Genomic DNA, 19,206 nt, shown 5'->3' with positions numbered 1-19,206 from the left:
GGCCGATTAAGCCGACATTATGCGACGAGTACGGCCAACATGGGCGATCATTGCTGCCTGCCGGTCGTCGCCGGGTTAATCGACGGTTAATCGCCAGCCGCCATTGTGTTTTCCACTTGCTTCGTTCTAAGGCTTTATCCATGCGTCGATTGTTTTTGCTGTGGCTGTTCCTGATCTCGGGCCTGGCCCAGGCCGCCAATCCCTTCGAAACCAAACCCGATTTCCTGCCGGTGGAAAAGGCGTTCGTGTTTACCTCCGAACGCCTGGACTCCGGTGAAACCCAGCTGTTCTGGCAGATCGCCGATGGGTACTACTTGTATCAGCAGCGGCTCAAGTTCGATGGCCTGGCCGAGGCGCAAAAACCCAAGCTGCCGGAGGGTGAAGCCCACAGCGACGAGTTTTTCGGCGACCAGCAGGTCTATCGCCAGGCGCTGGAGCTGAAGATTCCGGCCGGTGCCACGGGCAAGATCAAGGTCGGCTTCCAGGGCTGCGCCGACGCCGGCCTGTGCTATCCACCCCAGACCCAAGTGGTCGACCTGGGTGGCAGCGCATCGGTGGCGGCCAGCGGCGAGGCGCCGGACCAGGCCCTGGCCAGCGGCCTGCAACAACGGGCCTTGGGCTGGAGCCTGCTGGTGTTCTTCGGCTTGGGCCTACTGCTGGCGTTCACCCCCTGTTCGCTGCCGATGCTGCCGATCCTGGCCGGGCTGGTGGTGGGCAGCGGCGCCGGGCCGAGACGCGGCCTGGCCTTGGCCGGCAGCTACGTGATCAGCATGGCCCTGGTGTACGCCGCCATGGGCGTGCTCGCCGCGCTGCTGGGCGCCAACCTCCAGGCGCTGCTGCAACAACCGTGGCTGCTGGGCAGCTTCGCGGCGGTATTCGTGTTGCTGGCGCTGCCCATGTTCGGCTTCTTCGAATTGCAATTGCCGGCCGCCCTGCGTGACCGCCTGGAAAACGCCGGGCGCCAGCGCCGCGGCGGCAGCCTGGTGGGTGCCGGGATCCTCGGGGCGCTGTCCGGCCTGTTGGTGGGCCCGTGCATGACCGCGCCGCTGGCCGGCGCGCTGCTGTACATCGCCCAGAGCGGCAATGCGCTGCACGGCGGGCTGATCCTGTTCACCATGGGCATCGGCATGGGCCTGCCACTGTTGCTGTTGGTGACCGTGGGCAACCGCTTCCTGCCCAAGCCCGGCGCCTGGATGAACCTGCTCAAGGGCGTGTTCGGCTTCCTGTTCCTGGGCACCGCGTTGCTGATGATTCGCCCGATCATCGACGGTTCGTTGTGGGTCGGCCTGTGGGGCGTGCTGTTGTTGATCGCCGCCTATAGCGCCTGGCGCCAGACCGAAGGGTTCGGCCGCATCGCCTATGTCTGCGGCAGCGCTTCGTTGCTGTTCGGCCTGTGGGGCAGCCTGCTGGTAATTGGCGCCGCGGGCGGCAGCGATGATTTCTTCCAGCCCCTGAAGGTCTACGCCGGCACCGAGGGCCGCGCGACCGTCAGCGCCCACGATGCGTTCGTCACGGTCAGCGAGCCCGCCGCCCTGCAACGGGAACTGGACGCCGCCAAGGCCCAGGGCCAGTGGGTGCTGCTGGACTACTACGCCGACTGGTGCGTGTCCTGCAAGATCATGGAAAAACAGGTCTTCGGTCGCAGCGAAGTGCTCGACGCCCTGAACGGTGTGCGTCTGCTGCGCCTGGACGTCACCGCCGACAGCCCCGCCAGCCGGGAACTGCTGGGCCGTTACCAAGTGCCGGGGCCGCCGAGCCTGCTGTGGATCGGCGCCGACGGTGAAGAACGCCGCAGCCAGCGGATCACCGGGGAAGTCGACGCCAAGGCGTTCCTGGAGCGCTGGAACCTCACCCGGGACGCGCGCTGATGCTGACGTTCACCTTGGGCACCTTTGCCATCGCCCTCAACCACCTGTTGCTCATCAGCGCCCTGGCGCTGGCGACCTTCGTGGGCTGGCGGGTGGCCAAGCGCGGGGGCGAAAACCCCGAGTCGGTACTGTTCGTGCTGTTTCTACTGGGCCTGCTGGCCGCACGGATCGGCTTCGTCGTCGCCTATTGGCAACATTACCGGGACGACCCGTGGCAGATCGTCGACCTGCGCGACGGTGGCTTCCTGGCCTGGCCGGGCATCGTGGCGCTGCTGATTGCCGCCTTGTTGTGGGCACGGCGCCGTCCGCCCCTGCGCCGACCATTGGGCTTCGGAGTCGGCAGCGGCTTGCTGTTCTGGCTGGTGGCGACCCTGTCGTTGACGATTTATGAACAAGGCACCCGGCTGCCAGACATCACCCTGCGCACCGCCGACGGCGAGACCGTGAAACTCACCGATTACCAGGGCGGCCCCCTGGTGATCAATCTATGGGCCACCTGGTGCCCGCCCTGCCGGCGTGAAATGCCGGTGCTCGAAGAAGCCCAGCAACAGCGTCCGGACCTGACCTTCCTGTTCGTCAATCAGGCCGAAAGCATGCAAAGCGTCAGCACCTACCTCGCCACCCAAGGCCTGAGCCTGGACAACGTATTGTTCGATGGCAGCGGCCGCCTCGGCCAGGCTGTCGGCTCCATGGCCCTGCCGACCACCCTGTTCTACAGCGCCGATGGCCGCCTGCTGGGCAGCCACCTGGGGGAATTGTCGGAAGCGAGCCTGGCTCGCGCCCTGGAAAACTTCGAAACGCCGGACTCGTCCACAACGCCTCACTCCGCCACAAGGAAAACGCCATGCCCCGCCTCCGCCACCTGCTGACCCTGGCCGTCGCCACCGCACTGTCGCAGGCCCCGCTGCTCCAGGCCGAAGAATTGCCTGCAGCGATCAAGAAGATCGAAGCCAAGGGCGCGAAAATCATCGGCACCTTCGACGCGCCGGACGGCTTGCGCGGTTACGCGGCGCAATACCAGAACCGTGGCATGGCGCTGTACCTGACCCCGGATGGGCAGCACGTCCTGCTGGGCAACCTGTACGACGCCGACGGCAAGGACCTGAGCGCCGAGCCACTGCAAAAACTGGTTTATGCACCGATGGCCAAGGCCATCTGGGCGAAGATGGAGGGCAGCAACTGGATCGCCGACGGCAACAAGGACGCACCGCGCACGGTGTACCTGTTCAGCGACCCGAACTGCCCGTACTGCAACATGTTCTGGGAACAGGCTCGGCCCTGGATCAAGGCCGGCAAGGTGCAGTTGCGCCACATCATGGTGGGCATCATCCGCGAAGACAGCCCAGGTAAATCCGCCGCCTTGCTGGCGGCCAAGGACCCGGAAAAAGCCCTGGCCGAGCATGAAAAGGCCGGCAAGGGCAGCCCGCTCAAACCGCTCAAAGACATACCGCCGGCCATCCAGGCAAAACTGGACGCCAACCAGCAGTTGATGGACGAACTGGAACTGTCCGCCACCCCGGCGATTTTCTATCTGGATGACAAAGGCGAGCTGCAACAGCAGCAAGGCGCGCCGTCGCCGGACAAGCTGGTGAAGATTCTCGGGCCGAAGTGACCGACAACCACTGAAAACCTTTTTTTGGGGGGCGTGCACGCATCTGCCCATCGACACCCCGTGGCGAGGGAGCTTGCTCCCGCTGGGGCGCGAAGCGGCCCTGGGACCTGCCGACTCGGTGTGTCAGGCAAATGGTTGGGGCTGCTACGCAGCCCAGCGGGAGCAAGCTCCCTCGCCACAGGTGGGCAGGCTGGATGCACCATCGACGTACACCAGCGAATCCCCTGTGAAGCCAGCCTGCTTGTGATGACAGTGGATCAGTGGTGCAAGAACTCAAGCAATGCAGCGATCACGAACGGCGGATTCTCCAGGTTGGAGATGTGCCCCGCGTCCGGAATCACTAAGCTCGGCCATCGACACCCCCCGTGGCGAGGGAGCTTGCTCCCGCTGGGGCGCGAAGCGGCCCTGGGACCTGCCGACTCGGTGTGTCAGGCAAATGGTTGGGGCTGCTGCGCAGCCCAGCGGGAGCAAGCTCCCTCGCCACCGGTGGGCAGGCTGGATGCACCATCGACGTACACCAGCGAATCCCCTGTGAAGCCAATCTGCTCGCGATGCGGTGGATCAGCTGCGCAAGACCTTCAGCAACGCCCCGGTCACGAATTCCGGATTCTCCAGATTGGAAATATGCCCCGCCTCCGGAATCGACACATGGGGGCAACCGATCAGTTCGGCCATTTCCAGCGACTCGGACGGCGGACGCGGTTTGTCCTGGTCGCCGCACATCACCACTGTGCCCTTGGCATCCAGCGCATGCAGGCGCGGCAGGATGTCGTCCCGACCGAAAATGATCCGCCCCAGCGGTACGATGCTGGCGCGTAGGCGATCGCTTGGCAGCGCGGCCAATGTGGCGCGAAACTGCTGGCAGAGCGCCGATTGCGGGTCGATACCCGGTCGGAAGAAGATCGGCACGACAATGTCCAGCAACGGCTCGGGAATGCTGCCGCTGGCTTCGATCTTGTCGAACAGTGAAAAGTAGTACTGACGGGTCTGTTCTGGCTCGACGCCCACGTAAGTGTCCATCAGCACCAGCGACTGGATCCGCGTGGGCGCCGCCAGCGCCAGCCGCGTCCCCCACATCCCGCCCACCGAAAGCCCCACCAGGTGGAAGCAGTCGATGCTCAAGTCATCCAGCAGCTCCATCATCTGGCGGGCCAGATCGTTCAGTGAACTCATGCCCTCCGGCATTTGCCCCGACTGGCCATGGCCCCAAAGGTCCGGAGCGATCACCCGGTAATGCCTGGACAACACCTCGATCTGCGGCGCCCACATGGCGTGGTCCCATAGATAGCTGCCGCCCAGCAGCACCACCGGGCCCTGACCCTGGTCCAGGTAGTAAAGGGGTTGTCCGTCGATCATTGCAATTGGCATCGAGAAACTCCTTGTCTGAATGTGCAAAGCCCCGGCAGCCTGACCCGATAAACGGCCAATCGTCAATCGCCACAGCTATCCCTACCTGAACGGACCTGTAAAGTCTGACAGTAGATTTGCCGCAGCGCCGGCGATAGCTTGGACACTCGGAACGACAGCGGATGGAGAATCCTCATGACTAAAGCTGAGCTTCAAGCGTTCGCCCAAGAGCAAGTTGATCTCCTGAAGCCCAAGGCTGCCAACACGGACAAACCGTCCGGCCAGCGAGCCAAGGGAAAACTGCAATTCTTCGAGGCGATTCTGGCCGCGTATGACAACTCCCAGACCCCGGAACAGTTCGGTTTGCTGGATGCGGTCAATGACAGCCTCCAGAAGATTGGCGCATTTGCTTCCGGCGTGACCTTTTTCAGTAAACCGGAAGAATGTTGCAAAAAATAAAGTCATCGCAAGCAAGCTCGCACAGAAGATTCGCGTCGTACACAAACCACTGTGGGAGCGAGCTCGCTCGCGATGAGGTCTTCATAGACGCCGCAAAACTACATGCCTTCCAACTCCGCCATCAAATCATTCAACCGATCTACCTTCTCCTCGGTGATCTCGCTGGCCGCCAGCCCATCGATGTAGTCGGCCAGTTCCTGCACCGTGCTGCATTCGAACATCGCCCGCAGCGGTACGTTGCGTTGCAGGGCCTTTTGCACCCGTGAGGCGATTTGCGTCGCCAGCAAGGAATGCCCACCCAGTTCGAAGAAGTTGTCCCGCACCCCCACCCGCTCGACTTTCAGCACCTGGGCCCAGATGTCTGCCAGGGTCTGCTCCAGTTCATTGCCGGGGGCCTGGTAGTCCTGGCTTTGCAACTGGCCGATCTCCAGGGCCGGCAAGGCCTTGCGGTCGAGCTTGCCGTTGGCGTTGAGCGGCAGGCGCTCGAGCCACAGCCAGTGCAGCGGCACCATGTATTCCGGCAATTCGGCCCGCAGGCGCTGCTTGATGCGTTCCAGGCGTTCGGCAGGTTTGAGCGCCGAGTCGGTGGCAACAAGATAGCCCACCAGATGCTTGCCATTGACGCCCTCCTGCACACCCACCGCCCCATCACGCACTTCCGGCTGTTCATGCAAGCGCGCCTCGATTTCACCCAGCTCGATGCGGTAGCCGCGGATCTTCACCTGATGGTCGATGCGCCCGACGTACTCCAACACCCCATCGCTGCGCCGCCGCGCCAAGTCGCCGGTACGGTACAGCCGCTCCCCCGGCGCGCCGAACGGATTCGGCACGAACACTGGGGCGGTACGCAGGGGATCGCTGACATAACCACGCCCGACCCCGGTGCCCGCCACGCACAACTCACCCACCGCGCCCAGCGGCACCAGGTCCAGCGCGCCGTCGAGCAGGTACAGACGATTGTTGTCGGTGGGGGTGCCAATCGGCAGATACGTACCACGGGTCGAGGCCAGGTCCACCCGGAAGAACGCCACGTCGTCGGAACATTCCGCCGGGCCGTAGGCGTTGACCAGACCGATGTCCGGGTAACGCAACAACCACTGGTGGGCCAGTTCCGGCGGCATCGCTTCGCCGGTGGGCAGCATCCAGCGCAAGCCGTCCAGACCGATGCGTTCCTGGGCAAGCATGCCCTGGATCAGCGACGGCACGCTTTCCAGCACGGTGATGCCCTGCTGCTGCACATGCTCCAGCAGCCCTTGCGGGTCGTGGGCAATGGCGTTGGGCACGATGTCGACCCGGGCACCGAACAACGGCGCGGCCAGGAACTGCCAGACCGAAATATCGAAGCTCTGGGACGCCGTCTGGGCAATCACATCCACCTCGCTCAGCGCCAGGTACGGCACTTTGCTCAGTTGGTTATTGAGCATCCCTCGCTGCGCCACCATAACGCCTTTGGGCAGGCCGGTGGAACCGGAGGTGTAGATCACGTAGGCGAGGTTATCCGGCCCGCTGTAGACCCCTGGGTTTTCCAGCGAAAGAGCGCTGGCCTGGACGGCTTCCCACACCAGCAACTTCGGTCGTCCGGAGCAGGCGAACTCGTCCAGCAACGCCTGCGCCTGGGCCTGGCAGGCCTGGGTGCAAACCAGTAACGGCGTGCGACTCAATTCGATGATACGGCCCAGGCGCTGGCTCGGCAGGCCGGGATCCAGCGGCAGGTAGCCGGCACCGGCCTTGAAGCTGCCGATGATCATACCCAGCAGCTCGGCATCCCGTTCGGCCAGCAGCGCTACGGGCTGATCCAGGCCGACACCGGCAGCGATCAGGGCGTGGCCGAGGCGGTTGCTGCGTGCATTCAGCTCGGCGTAGCTGTAGCTCGTGTCCAGGCAACTGACCGCAGGGCGGTGGGGATGAGCCGCGACCCGCGCCTCGAACAGCTCGACGTAGCTCTGTTCCAACGGATAGGCATGTTCGCTCTGGTTGCAGCCTTCAATCAGGAAATCCTGCTCTTGGGCACCGATCAGCGGCAACTCGCTCATGTCACCGTGCAAGCCCTCCATCAGCGCCAGCAGCAGCCGCTTGAACTCACTCAGCAAGCCCTGGACGGTGGCTTCATCGAAGTAGCGCTGGTCGTACGAAAGGTGCAGCCCCAGGTCATCGCCCGGGTAGCAGACCGCCGTCAGCGGGAAGTTGGTGTGGGTGCGGCCCGAGTCCGAAGTGGCGTTGAGGCTTTGGGCGCGGTCCAGCACCGAGACCTCCACGGGCGCATTCTCGAACACGAACAAACTGTCGAACAGCGGCTGGCCCTTGGGCAGTTCGCTGGCCTCCTGGATGTTCACCAGCGGCAGGTATTCGTATTCGCGCAGTTGCATGTTGTGATCCAGCAAATCGCTGAGCCATTGACGCACGCTGCAACGCTGATGGTCCTCGGGCATCTGCACGCGCAAGGCGATGCTATTGATGAACAGCCCCACAGTGCGTTGCATCTGCGGCAGCTCTACCGGGCGCCCGGCCACGGTGACGCCGAACAGCACGTCGCGGTCGCCGCTGACCCGCCGCAGGACCAGGGCCCACGCCGCCTGGGCAAACGTGTTGACCGTCAGTTGATGGGCCTGGGCCAGTTCCCGCAGCCGTGCGCCGTCCCGGGCATCGAGACGGGTGTAGCAGTCGCCGACGATCATGCCGCCGCTGTCACCGGCGTGCTCGCGCAGGAACGGCCGGTCGCCAGGAATCGGCGTGGTCCGCTCGAAGCCTTGCAGGTTGTGCTGCCACCACTGGCGGGCTGCGGCCAGGCTCTGGCGCTGCAACCAGCCGATGTAGTCGCGATAGCGCGGCGGCACGGTCAACTGCGGTTCGCGGTTTTCACCCAGGGCGGTGTAGATCTCGAAGAAGTCGTCCATCAGCAGCGAACGGCACCAGGCATCGATGAGAATGTGGTGGTTACTCATCATGAACCAGTAGCGTGCCGCGCCGACCCGAATCAGCCGCAGATGGAATGGCGCCTGGTTCAACAGATCGAAACCGGCCTCTCGCTCGTTCTTGAGCAGTGCCTGGAGCTTGGTTTCCTGGGCGTCTTCGGGCACCTCGGACCAGTCGAGATAATCCACCGGCGTGCTGCCGGGCCGGTGGATAATTTGCAGCATGTCTTCGCCAACGTTCCAGCAGAACGACGCGCGCAAGGCTTCGTGACGGGCGATAACCGCCTGCCAGGCCTGGGCAAAACGCTGCGGGTCCAGTTCGCTGTTGATGCGGTAGCGATCCTGCATGTAGTACAGGCCCGTGCCCGGTTCCAGCAAGGTGTGCAGAAGCATGCCTTCCTGCATCGGCGTCAGCGGGTAGACGTCTTCGATCTGCGCGGCCGGCACCGGCAGGCTGTCGAGCTGGCCCTGGGTCAGCTTCGCCAAGGGGAAGTCCGATGGTGTCAGGCCGCCCGCCTCGTCTGTCAGGCAGTGCTCGATCAGGCGTTGCAACTCATCGAGGTAGGCATCGGCCAGGGTCGCGATGGCCTGACGATCATGCCGTTCGCGGCTGAACGTCCAGCGCAGCACCAACTCGCCACCGCTGACCTGGCTGTCGATACTCAGCTCATTGGGCAGCGGCGCATCGGGATCGTGGATCGCCCCCAACGGCGCCTCCAGCGGCTGGAACAGCGCATCATGACCCAAGGTCTGGTCGAGCTGGCCCAGGTAGTTGAAGGTGATCGCCGCATGCGGCAGGTTGGCCATCGTCTGGCGAGTCGCGGCGTCGGCCAGGTAGCGCAATACGCCATGGCCGAGGCCCTTGTGGGGCACTGCGCGCAATTGTTCCTTGATGGCCTTGATAGACGCTCCGAAGTCTTCGGCCGCTGGGCTCAGGCGCACGGGATAGACACTGGTGAACCAGCCGACGGTGCGGGTGAGGTCAATGTCGTCGAACAGCGCTTCGCGGCCGTGGCCTTCAAGCTGGACCAGGGCCGAGGCATGGCCGCTCCAGCGGCACAGCACACGGGCCAGGGCGGTAAGCAGCAGGTCGTTGACTTGGGTGCGGTAGGCGCTCGGCGCCTGTTGCAACAGTTGCCGGGTGCGCTCGGCGTCCAGGCGCACGCTGACGGTTTCAGCATGACGTTCCAGGAGCCCGCCCTCGGGATTCGCGCACGGCAGCGGCACCTGCGTGCCGCTCAACTGTGCTCGCCACCACGCCAGTTCTTCGCGCAGAGATTCGCTGCCGGCGTAAGCCTGCAAGCGCGCGGCCCAGTCCCGCATTGGGCTGGTCTTGGCTGACAATTGCGCCGCCTGCCCGATGGCGAGCGGGCGGTAGACGGTTTGCAAATCGTCCATCAACACCCGCCACGACACACCGTCGACCACCAGGTGATGGATGACGATCAGCAACCGTTGCTGGCCGTCGGGGAACTGCGCCAGCACTGCGCGCAGCAATGGCCCGGTGGCCAGATTGAAACGGCTCTGCGTCTCGGCAAACAGCGCTTCGCAATCCTGCGCGGTGTCCACGGACACGTGCCGCAACAGCGCCGCGTCAGACAACGGCTGGTGCTCGGCCCGCCAGTGCCCGGTGCTTTCGTCGAAGCCCAGGCGCAAGGCATCATGGTGCTGGAGGAGGCTGCGCAGTGCCTGTTCCAGCGGTTGCGGCGCCAGGGCCGTAGTCGGCTCCAGCACCAGTGCCTGGTTCCAGTGATGCCGGTTGGGAATCGGGCGCTCGAAGAACCAGTGCTGGATCGGCGTCAACCCGGACTCACCCTGCAACAGGCCCTGCTCGGCAAGCACCTGCTGGCTGCGCGTGGCAACCGCGGCCAAAGTCTGCACGGTCTGGTGCTGGAACAAGTCCCGGGGGGTGAAATGAATGCCCTGCTGCCGAGCGCGGCTGACCACCTGGATGGACAGGATCGAATCGCCGCCCAGCTCGAAGAAATTATCGTTGAGGCCCACCTGCGTCACGTTCAGCACGTCGCACCAGATCGCCACCAAGGTCTGTTCCAGGGCATTGCTCGGCGCCACGTAGTGTTGGCGATTGAGTTCGGGATCGGGCATCGGCAAGGCGCGGCGGTCGAGCTTGCCGTTGGCGGTCAGCGGCATGCTCGCCAGCAGGATCAGGTGCGTGGGCACCATGTAGTCCGGCAACTGGGCCTTGAGGTGGTTTTTCAAGGCGTCGCGCAGGGCCGCTTGTCGCCCGTCGTCCTGGCTGGCGACGTCGCTCACCAGATAGCCGGCCAGTTGCTTGCCCCCCGGCGTGTCGAGGGCCAGTACCACGGCCTCGCGCACCGCGTCATGTTCCAGCAAACGGGTTTCGATTTCCCCCAGCTCGATGCGGAAGCCGCGGATTTTCACCTGATGGTCGATCCGTCCCAGGTACTCCACCAGCCCATCGGCACGCTGGCGCACCAGATCGCCGGTGCGATACAGGCGTCCACCATCGGTGGCGAACGGGTCGGCGACGAAACGCTCGGCGGTCATCCCCGGACGCTGGTGATAACCCTGGGCCAGACCGGCGCCGCCCACATACAACTCACCCGTGGCGCCTGGCGGCACCAACGCCAGGTCGGCGTCGAGGATGTACGCCATGCGGGCGCCAATCACGCTGCCAATCGGCACACTGGCCGCGCCCTCTTCCAGGCGCTCCGGAGCCAGGCTTGCCAACGGCATGACCACGGTTTCGGTCGGACCATAGGCATTGAAGAACAGGCTCGGGTTGAACGCCGCGCGAATGCGCTGCAAATGCTCGCCCGTCAGGGCTTCGCCACCGGTGATGCACATGCGCACCGGCAGGGTCTGTCCCTGGGTCGCCAGCCACTGCGCCAGCTGGCTGCCGTAGCTGGGGGTGAAGCCAAGAATGTTGATGCGATGCTGGCGAATCAGCCCGCAGATTTCCTCGGCGTCCCATTGGCCCTGGGCCCGCAGCACCACGTGGGCGCCACTGAGCAATGGCACCAGCAGACGTTCAGTGGCCGCATCGAAGTTGATGGAATAGAAATGCAGCTCGCAATCGTCCGGGCGCATGCCGAAACGCTGGATCACTGCCTGGCAATGCATGGCGATTTCACCATGGGACACCACCACGCCCTTGGGCTTGCCGGTGGAGCCGGAGGTGTAGATCAGGTAGGCCTGGTGTTGCGGCAGGTTGATCAGCGGCAGCGCGTGATCCGGGTACTGCGCCAAGGCCGGCGAATCATCTTCCAGGCACCAGCAGCCCACGCCGTCGGGCAATGCACCGAGGGCCTGGAGCATCGCCCGGTCGCTGAGCAACAGGCTGATGCCACTGTCTTCGATCATGTAGTGCAGGCGATCCAGCGGGTATTCCGGATCCAGCGGCACATAGGCACCGCCGGCTTTGAGAATCGCCAGCAGGCCAATGACCATTTCCAGCGAACGCTCCAGGGCCAGGCCCACCCGCACCTGCGGCCCGACGCCTCGCTCGCGCAGCATCCAGGCCAGACGATTGGCGCTGCTGTTCAGTTGCGCATACGTCAGGGTCTGCCCGGCAAAAGTCAGGACCGGCGCATCGGGACGCATCCGCGCCTGTTCGTCGAACAACTCATGGAGGCATCGATCCAGGCGATGCTCACCGGGCTCGACGCCCAGGCTGTCGAGCAGTTGTTGCTGCTCGCGGGTGTCCAGCAACGGCAGTTCGCTCAGGCGTCGGGCCGGATCGTCCAGCAACGCTTCCAGCAGATTGCGCCAGTGCCCGGCCATGCGCGCGATGCGCGGTTCGTCGAACAGGTCGGTGCTGTAGGTCAGGCAGCAACCCAGGCGTTGGTCCAGGTCGGTGACTTCCAGGTTGAGGTCGAACTTGGTGGCCCGGGCGTCGTTGACCAAGTATTCCACCGTCATGCCGGCCAACGTGCGGCTCTGCTGGAACTCCCAGCGCTGCACGTTGCACATCACCTGGAACAGCGGGTTGTAAGCCGCACTGCGCGGCGGTTGCAGGGCTTCCACCAGATGATCGAATGGCAAATCCTGGTGGGACTGGCCTTCGATGACGGTGTGGCGCACCTGTTCGAACAGCTCGCCCACCGACATCTGCCCGTCAAGCTCGCAACGCAACACTTGGGTGTTGAGGAACGCACCGATCAGCCCTTCGCTTTCCGGGCGGATGCGGTTCGCCACCGGCGCGCCGATGCGCAAGTCGGTCTGACCGCTGTAGCGGTAGAGCAACACGGCCAGGGCGGCGGTCATGGTCATGAACAGGGTAAGGCCCTGTTGCGCGTTGAAGGCGCGGACCCGCGCCGCCAAATCATCGCTGAGGTCGAAACGGAACAGTTCACCGCGATGGCTTTGCACCGACGGACGCGGGCGATCGCCGGGCAGCTCCAGCAGCGGATGTTCGCGGCCCAGTTGCGCGGTCCAGTAGTCCAACTGCCGTTGACGCTCGCCGGACTCCAACCACTGACGCTGCCAGACGCTGTAGTCCAGGTACTGCACCGGCAAGGGTTCCAGGGGCGATTCGCGATCGTCGATAAAGGCTTCGTACAGCGCGCTCAGTTCACGGGCAAAAATGTCCATCGCCCAGCCTTCGGTGACGATGTGGTGCAGCGTCAGCACAAAGTAATGCTCATGCTCGGCGGTCTTGACCAGACAGGCCCGCAGCAGCGGCCCGGTTTCCAGGTCGAAGGGCTGGTGCGCCTCGCTGTCGGCCAGTTGCTGCACCCGCTGTTCGCGGACATCAAAGGCCAGCATCGAGAAGTCCTTCCAGTCCATGCGCAGGCCCGTCTCGCCGTGCACCTGCTGGTGGGCCACGCCGTCAACGCTCGGGAACGTGGTGCGCAGGGTTTCGTGGCGCAGGATCAACGCCTGCAAGGCCGCCTCGAAGCGCCCGACATCCAGCACCCCGCGCAGGCGCGCCATGCCACCGACGTTGTAGGCCGGGCTGTCCGGCTCCATCTGCCAGAGGAACCACATGCGCTGCTGGGAGTAGGACAGCGGCACCGGTTGGCTGCGGTCAACCTTCTCGATCGGTGGCTGGCGGTTGGCCTGGCCGCTGGCCTGGATCAAGCGCACCTGTTCGGCGAAGGCCCCCAGCTCACTGGCCTCGAACAAAGTGCGCAGCGGCAGTTCGACATCGCAGGTTTGGCGGGTGCGGGAAATGATCTGGGTCGCCAGCAGCGAATGACCGCCGAGCGCAAAGAAATCGTCCCGCAGGCCAATGCGCGCAAGGCCCAGCACCTCGCGCCAGATGCCGGCGATTTGCTGTTCGAGGACGCTGGCCGGCTCGACGTGCTCGCGCACCTGCCATTGCGGTTCGGGCAAGGCGCGGCGGTCGAGCTTGCCGCTCGGCCCCAGGGGCATAGCGTCCAGGCGCAGCAGTTGGGTGGGCACCATGTAGTCGGGCAGTTCGGCGGCCAGGGCGGTTCTGAGTCGAATGTTCAACGCGTCCTGGTCCTGAGCGATATCCGGGGCGGTGTAATAGCCGATCAACTGCGGGCCAGCCGAGGTGTCGCGCACCAGCACCGCCACTTGGGCGACGCCGTCCTGGGCCAGCAGGCGCGCTTCGATTTCCTGTGGCTCGACCCGAAAACCGCGCAGCTTGACCTGCTGGTCGAGGCGGCCAAGGTACTCGATCACGCCGTCGGCGTTCCAACGCGCACGGTCACCGGTACGGTATAACCGCGCACCGGCCTGTCCCAATGGGTCGGCAACAAAACGCTCGGCGCTCAGGCCCGGACGCCCGAGGTAACCCCGGGCCAGGCCCAGGCCGCCAATGCACAGCTCGCCTGGCACGCCGGCCGGCACGGGATTGAGGTTGCTGTCGAGTACCCGGCACAGGACGTTGCCCAAGGGCCGGCCGATCGGCGAGCGCTCAGCATCGGCCTCGGTGCAATGCCAATGGGTGACGTTGATCGCGGTTTCGGTCGGGCCGTAGCGGTTGTGTAATTGCACTGACGGCAGTTGCGCCAACACCCGGTTGCGCAGTTCGGCGGGCAAGGCCTCGCCACCAGAGAACAGCCGGCGCAGGCTGGTGCAGCGGGCGCTCAGCGGCTCTTCGATAAACAGGCTGAGCAGCGGCGGTACGAAGTGCAGCGTGGTGACGCCAAACTGCTGCACCAACTGGGCGATGCGGTGCGGGTCACGGTGCTCGCCGGGGCCGGCCAGGACCAGTTGACTGCCGGTGATCAGCGGCCAGAAGCACTCCCAGACCGACACGTCGAAACTGATGGGGGCCTTTTGCATCAGCACATCGGTGGCATCCAGCCCGTAGGTCGCTTGCATCCATTGCAGGCGCTCGGCCAAAGCCGCGTGGGTATTGCCGACGCCCTTGGGCTGGCCGGTGGAGCCGGAGGTGTAGATCACGTAGGCCAGGTGGTCGCCGTGCAGGTGCAGGCCCGGCGGGTTGCTCGGCCATTGTTCCAGGTGCAGGGCGTCCATGGCGATGACACTGACGCCGTCGCAGGCGGGTAAACGCTCCAGCAACGCGGTCTGGGTCAGCAGCAGGTCGACGCCGCTGTCGTCGAGCATGTAGGCCAGGCGTTCGGTCGGGTAGTCCGCATCCAGCGGCACATAGGCACCGCCGGCCTTGATGATGGCCAGCACACCGATGAGCAACTGCGGCGAACGCTCGGCGGCAATCGCCACGCACACGTCCGGGCCCACGCCCTTGTCCCGCAGGTAGTGGGCCAGGCGATTGGCCTGGGCGTGCAGCTCGGCATAATCGAGTTGACCACCGTCCCAGCGCAGGGCGATCCGTTGCGGCGTGCTGCGGGCCTGCTCGTTCAACAGCTCCGGCAGCCATTGGCTGGCCGGCGCGCATGGGGCCGCGCTCCACTGCTGCTGTTGGCTGTGTTCATCGGAGGTCAATAACGGTACATCGCCGATGGCTTGCTGCGGATCGGCACAGACCGCCCGCAACAGATTGCAGTAATGCGTTGCCAAGCGCTCGATGGTCGCCGCCTCGAACAGTTCGTCGGCGTAGTCGAACGACAGGGTCAAGCGGCCGTTGCGATCTTCTTCGCTGTGCAATTGCAGGTCGAACTTGGCTTCGCGGCTATGCCACGGCAACTCCTCGGCCAGCAGCCCCGGCAGACGGCGCAAGGCACTCAGGTCACGCTGCTGGTGGTTGAACATCACTTGGAACAGGCCTTGCTCGCGCGCCTCGGGAAACGCTTCGAGCAGTTGTTCGAATGGCAAGTCCTGGTGGGCCTGGGCCCCGAGCGTGGCTTCCCGGGCCTGGGCCAGCAGCGCGGCGAACGGTTGACGGGAATCGACCTGCCCGCGCAGCACCTGGGTGTTGATGAAGAAGCCGATCAGCCCCTGGGTTTCCAGGCGCGGACGGTTGGCGTTGGGCACGCCGATGCGAATGTCGGATTGCCCGGTGTAACGCTGCAACAGCGCCTGGAAGGCTGCTAGCAACAGCATGAACGGCGTCGCGTCATGGGCCTGGGCCACGTGGCGCAGGGCCTCGCCGAGGTCCTTGTCCAGGCGCAGGCTGTGCCGCGCGGCGCTGCGCTGGCGTTGCGCGCTGCGTGGGTGATCCGTGCCCAGCACCAGGGCCGATTGTTCAGCGCCCAGTTGCTGCGTCCAGTAGCTCAGTTGGCGCTCGGCCTCGCCCTGGGCGAGCCATTGGCGTTGCCAACTGCCGTAGTCGGCGTATTGCAAGGACAATGGCGCCAGTTCAGCAACCTGGCCTTGGGACGCGGCGGCGTACAAGCGGGAGAATTCTTCGATCAAGACACTCATCGACCAGCCGTCGGCGATGATGTGGTGCAACGTCACCAGCAGTTGGTGATCATCCTCGTCGAGGCGCAACAGGCTGACCCGCAGCAGCGGCCCTTTCTCCAGATCGAACGGCGTGGCCGCTTCGTCTTCTCGAACCTGCCGCGCCCGGGCTTCGCGCGAGTCGGCAGGCAGGTCGCCGAGGTCGATGACATGCAGCTTGAATTCCCCTGCTGGATCGATCTGTTGCAGCGCCACGCCATCGCGCTCCAGGAACCGCGTGCGCAGGGACTCATGACGCTCGATCAGTTGCTGGAAACTGGTGCGCAACGCGTCTTCGTCCAGCCCGCCGCGCAGGTGCAAGGCGCCGGGAATATTGTAGGCATGGCTCGTCGGATCGAGCCGCCAGGTAATCCACAAACGGTTCTGGGCCAGGGATTGCGGCAACGCTTCGTCCCGCGACCATGCGCTGATCGCTCCTTGAGGCTGGCCGCCGTCCTGTTGCTGGTTCGCCACCGCTTCGGCGAACGCGGCCAGGGTCGGGGCTTCGAACAGCAGGCGCAGGTTCAGTTCCAGCCCCAGGATTTCCCGTAGTCGTGCGATCACCTGGGTGGCGGCGATGGAATTACCGCCCAACAGGAAGAAGTGATCGTCAGCCTGGATTTGTTCGACCTGCAGCTGCTCCCGCCAGATTTGGCCGATGAGCGTTTGCAGCTCGGAGGACGGCGCAGACTCGTCAGCGCCTTCTATCTCGGCTGACGGGAACTGTGCATAACTGTCCAAGCTGCCGTCGGCCAATCGACTGCGACACGCCGAGCGCTGCAACTTGCCGCTGGAGGTCTTGGGCAACGCGCCGGGATTGAGCAGCACCACCACGCTCGGGGCTTGCTGGCAGGCCTCGGCCACGGCTTGGCGAATGGCTTTGATCAAGGCTTCGGGCGGCAGGATTTTCTGCACGCTGCGGCTGATTTCCGCGGCGATGCCGATGCCTTCCTCGCCGCCATCGTTGACCGCGAACGCCGCCACCCGGCCCTTGCGCACCACCTCCACTTCGCGCTCGATGGCTTGCTCGATGTCCTGGGGATAGAGGTTATGCCCGCGCACGATCAGCAGGTCTTTCAGGCGACCGGTGATGAACAGCTCGCCGTCGCGCAGGAAACCCAGGTCGCCGGTACGCAGCCAGGTCCGGCCATCGTGCTGGACAAAGGTCTTGGCGCTGGCTTCGGGGTTGCGCCAATAGCCCAGGGCGATGCTCGGGCCGGCAGCCCAGACTTCACCGACCTGATTGTCGGCCAACGGCTGCGCCGTAGCGGGCTCGACGATCAGCACCGCGTGCCCGGGCTGACTGACACCGCAACTCATCACCGCACTGCCCTGCCCCGGCTCGGCTCGGTTTTGCGCCAGTGCCGCATCATCCACCCGCAGCGAAGGAATGCCGTGGCGGCGTGGCGTGCCGGCGACGAACAGGGTCGCTTCGGCCAGGCCGTAGGAGGCCATGAAATTGTCCGGCGTGAAACCGCACGAGGCGAACTTCTCGGCAAAACGTTCCAGGGTGTCGAGGCGGATCGGCTCGGAACCGGAATAGGCCACGCGCCAGCCGCTCAGGTCGAGACGCTGCAGGGCCGAGTCACTGACCCGTTCGCTGCACAGCCGATAGGCGAAGTCCGGGCCACCGCTGATGGTGCCGCCGTATTCGCTGATCGCTTCGAGCCAACGCAGGGGGCGGGCCAGGAAGTAGGCCGGCGACATCAGTACACACGGGACGCCGCTGAACACCGGCTGCAGCAAACCGCCGATCAAGCCCATGTCGTGGTACAGCGGTAGCCAACTGACGATGACGTCATCAGGGTTCAGGTCGATGCCAAAGCCATGGCGGATCAGCAACTCGTTGGCCACCAGGTTGCCATGGCTGACCTGCACGCCCTTGGGCAACGCGGTGGAGCCGGAGGTGTATTGCAGGAAGGCAATGTCATCGTCCTGCAGCGTCGGCATCCGCCATTGCCCGGCGCGGGACGGGTCGAGGGTATCGACACACAACACCGGCGGCGCCGATTCGATGGCTTGCAACGGCTCGCGCAGATCACTGCGGGTGAGCAACAGGCGCGGTTCGGCGTCGGCAATGATCGACAGCAAGCGCTCTTGATGATGGCGACGGGTGGACTCCGGCGGATAGGCCGGCACGGCAATCACCCCGGCATAGAGGCAACCAAAGAACGCCGCGACGTAGTCAGGGCCGCTGGGGAACAGCAGCACGGCGCGATCACCCAGCGCGGCCTCGGCCTGCAAAGCGGCGGCGATGGTCCGGGCACGCAAGTCCAGGTCGCGATAACTCAACACCACACCCTGCCCGGGGGTGTCGGCAAGGAAGCGCAGGGCCACCCGGTCCGGCGTCAACGCGGCGCGGCGCTGGAGGGCATGAGCCAGGGTGCTGGGGAGTTCGAACGCGTCGGTCATGGGGGTTTCCTGCCTGAATTCGGCTTGCAAGTTGTCCCCCATGGAACGGATAACCGCGGCAAATAATTAGTCGGGCAGCCGACTCACCGAGGCCTGCTGCGAAGCAGCCAGCTGCCAGGCACCGCGGCAATGGGTCGCGGTGCCGAGGCTGGACTTTATTGCATCAATAATTCTTCTTCTCAATTGACAATCATTATCATTAAGCCTAATTTGGCGCTCGATGTGTAGGACGGGTCCGGCATCCGGACGTCCTGCTAACTTTTTGCAGCAAGGTGAATTCCATGACGGAACAAGTATCCACAAGCAGGTGCGACTCACCGTTACTCCAGGCATTCGTGGACAACCGATTGATCCTGGTCAAGATCGCGGCACGCATTACCGGCTGCCGATCCCGCGCGGAGGACGTGGTGCAGGACGCATTTTTCCGGCTGCAATCGGCGCCCCAGATCACCTCCTCGTTCAAGGCGCAGCTCAGCTATCTGTTCCAGATCGTGCGCAACCTGGCGATCGACCACTACCGCAAGCAGGCGCTGGAACAGAAATACTCGGGGCCGGAAGAGGAAGGGTTGAACGTGGTGATCCAGGGTGCTTCGCCAGAAACCTCCCATATCAACTTTTCCACGCTGGAACACATCGCCGACGCGCTGACCGAACTGCCCAGCCGCACCCGCTATGCCTTCGAGATGTATCGCCTGCATGGCGTGCCACAGAAGGACATCGCCAAGGAACTGGGGGTCTCGCCGACCCTGGTGAACTTCATGATCCGCGATGCCCTGGTGCATTGCCGCAAGGTGTCGGGGGTTCGCGGGGATACCTTCGCCCGGCGGTGATTTTG

At 64.5% G+C, this 19,206-nt stretch carries 7 protein-coding genes; 5 read left to right on the top strand and 2 right to left on the bottom strand.

Annotated features, from left to right (window positions below; all coding sequences use genetic code 11):
* Positions 1-140 precede the first annotated feature (140 nt).
* Genes dsbD through dsbG form a run of 3 tightly spaced genes read left to right on the top strand, consistent with a single transcriptional unit; the run spans position 141 to position 3,480 of the window.
* On the top strand, positions 141-1,868 hold the full coding sequence (gene dsbD, locus V7773_RS20440) for a protein-disulfide reductase DsbD (protein WP_336074772.1): 1,728 nt from the start codon (positions 141-143) through the stop codon (positions 1,866-1,868).
* A complete protein-coding gene (locus V7773_RS20435) occupies positions 1,868-2,737 on the top strand; it encodes a TlpA family protein disulfide reductase (protein WP_092463312.1) in 870 nt (289 codons plus the stop codon). Before dsbD ends, V7773_RS20435 begins: the two co-directional genes overlap by 1 nt.
* Positions 2,713-3,480, top strand: coding sequence for a thiol:disulfide interchange protein DsbG (gene dsbG, locus V7773_RS20430; protein WP_336074770.1), 768 nt, complete (start codon positions 2,713-2,715; stop codon positions 3,478-3,480). Before V7773_RS20435 ends, dsbG begins: the two co-directional genes overlap by 25 nt.
* Positions 3,481-4,041: 561 nt before the next feature.
* Here dsbG and V7773_RS20425 read toward each other — a convergent pair.
* A complete protein-coding gene (locus V7773_RS20425) occupies positions 4,042-4,848 on the bottom strand; it encodes an alpha/beta fold hydrolase (RefSeq protein WP_336074769.1) in 807 nt (268 codons plus the stop codon).
* Between the two features lie 174 nt (positions 4,849-5,022).
* On the opposite strand from V7773_RS20425, the gene V7773_RS20420 reads away from it, so the two are divergent.
* Positions 5,023-5,286, top strand: coding sequence for a hypothetical protein (locus V7773_RS20420; protein ID WP_092144770.1), 264 nt, complete (start codon positions 5,023-5,025; stop codon positions 5,284-5,286).
* A gap of 98 nt (positions 5,287-5,384) precedes the next feature.
* On the opposite strand, the gene V7773_RS20415 is transcribed toward V7773_RS20420, so the two are convergent.
* Entirely contained in the window at positions 5,385-18,371 is a 12,987-nt protein-coding gene (locus V7773_RS20415) for a non-ribosomal peptide synthetase (RefSeq protein ID WP_336074768.1), read from the bottom strand.
* Between the two features lie 281 nt (positions 18,372-18,652).
* Here V7773_RS20415 and V7773_RS20410 point away from each other — a divergent pair, with 281 nt between their 5' ends.
* Positions 18,653-19,201: an RNA polymerase factor sigma-70 gene (locus V7773_RS20410; protein ID WP_024619408.1), complete on the top strand. Its 549-nt coding sequence runs from the start codon at positions 18,653-18,655 to the stop codon at positions 19,199-19,201.
* Positions 19,202-19,206: the final 5 nt, after the last annotated feature.

The organism is Pseudomonas sp. 3JA, from assembly GCF_036961705.1.
Taxonomy (GTDB): Bacteria; Pseudomonadota; Gammaproteobacteria; order Pseudomonadales; family Pseudomonadaceae; genus Aquipseudomonas; species Aquipseudomonas fluorescens_Q.
The sequence above is the reverse complement of the archived record's forward strand: the minus strand, read 5'-3'. Positions and strand labels throughout refer to the sequence as shown.

Excerpts from the sequence above, each read along its gene's own strand:
- dsbD (WP_336074772.1), top strand. The coding sequence starts at position 141 with ATGCGTCGATTGTTTTTGCTGTGGCTGTTCCTGATCTCGGGCCTGGCC.
- V7773_RS20435 (WP_092463312.1), top strand. The coding sequence starts at position 1,868 with ATGCTGACGTTCACCTTGGGCACCTTTGCCATCGCCCTCAACCACCTG.
- dsbG (WP_336074770.1), top strand. The coding sequence starts at position 2,713 with ATGCCCCGCCTCCGCCACCTGCTGACCCTGGCCGTCGCCACCGCACTG.
- V7773_RS20425 (WP_336074769.1), bottom strand. The coding sequence starts at position 4,848 with ATGCCAATTGCAATGATCGACGGACAACCCCTTTACTACCTGGACCAG.
- V7773_RS20420 (WP_092144770.1), top strand. The coding sequence starts at position 5,023 with ATGACTAAAGCTGAGCTTCAAGCGTTCGCCCAAGAGCAAGTTGATCTC.
- V7773_RS20415 (WP_336074768.1), bottom strand. The coding sequence starts at position 18,371 with ATGACCGACGCGTTCGAACTCCCCAGCACCCTGGCTCATGCCCTCCAG.
- V7773_RS20410 (WP_024619408.1), top strand. The coding sequence starts at position 18,653 with ATGACGGAACAAGTATCCACAAGCAGGTGCGACTCACCGTTACTCCAG.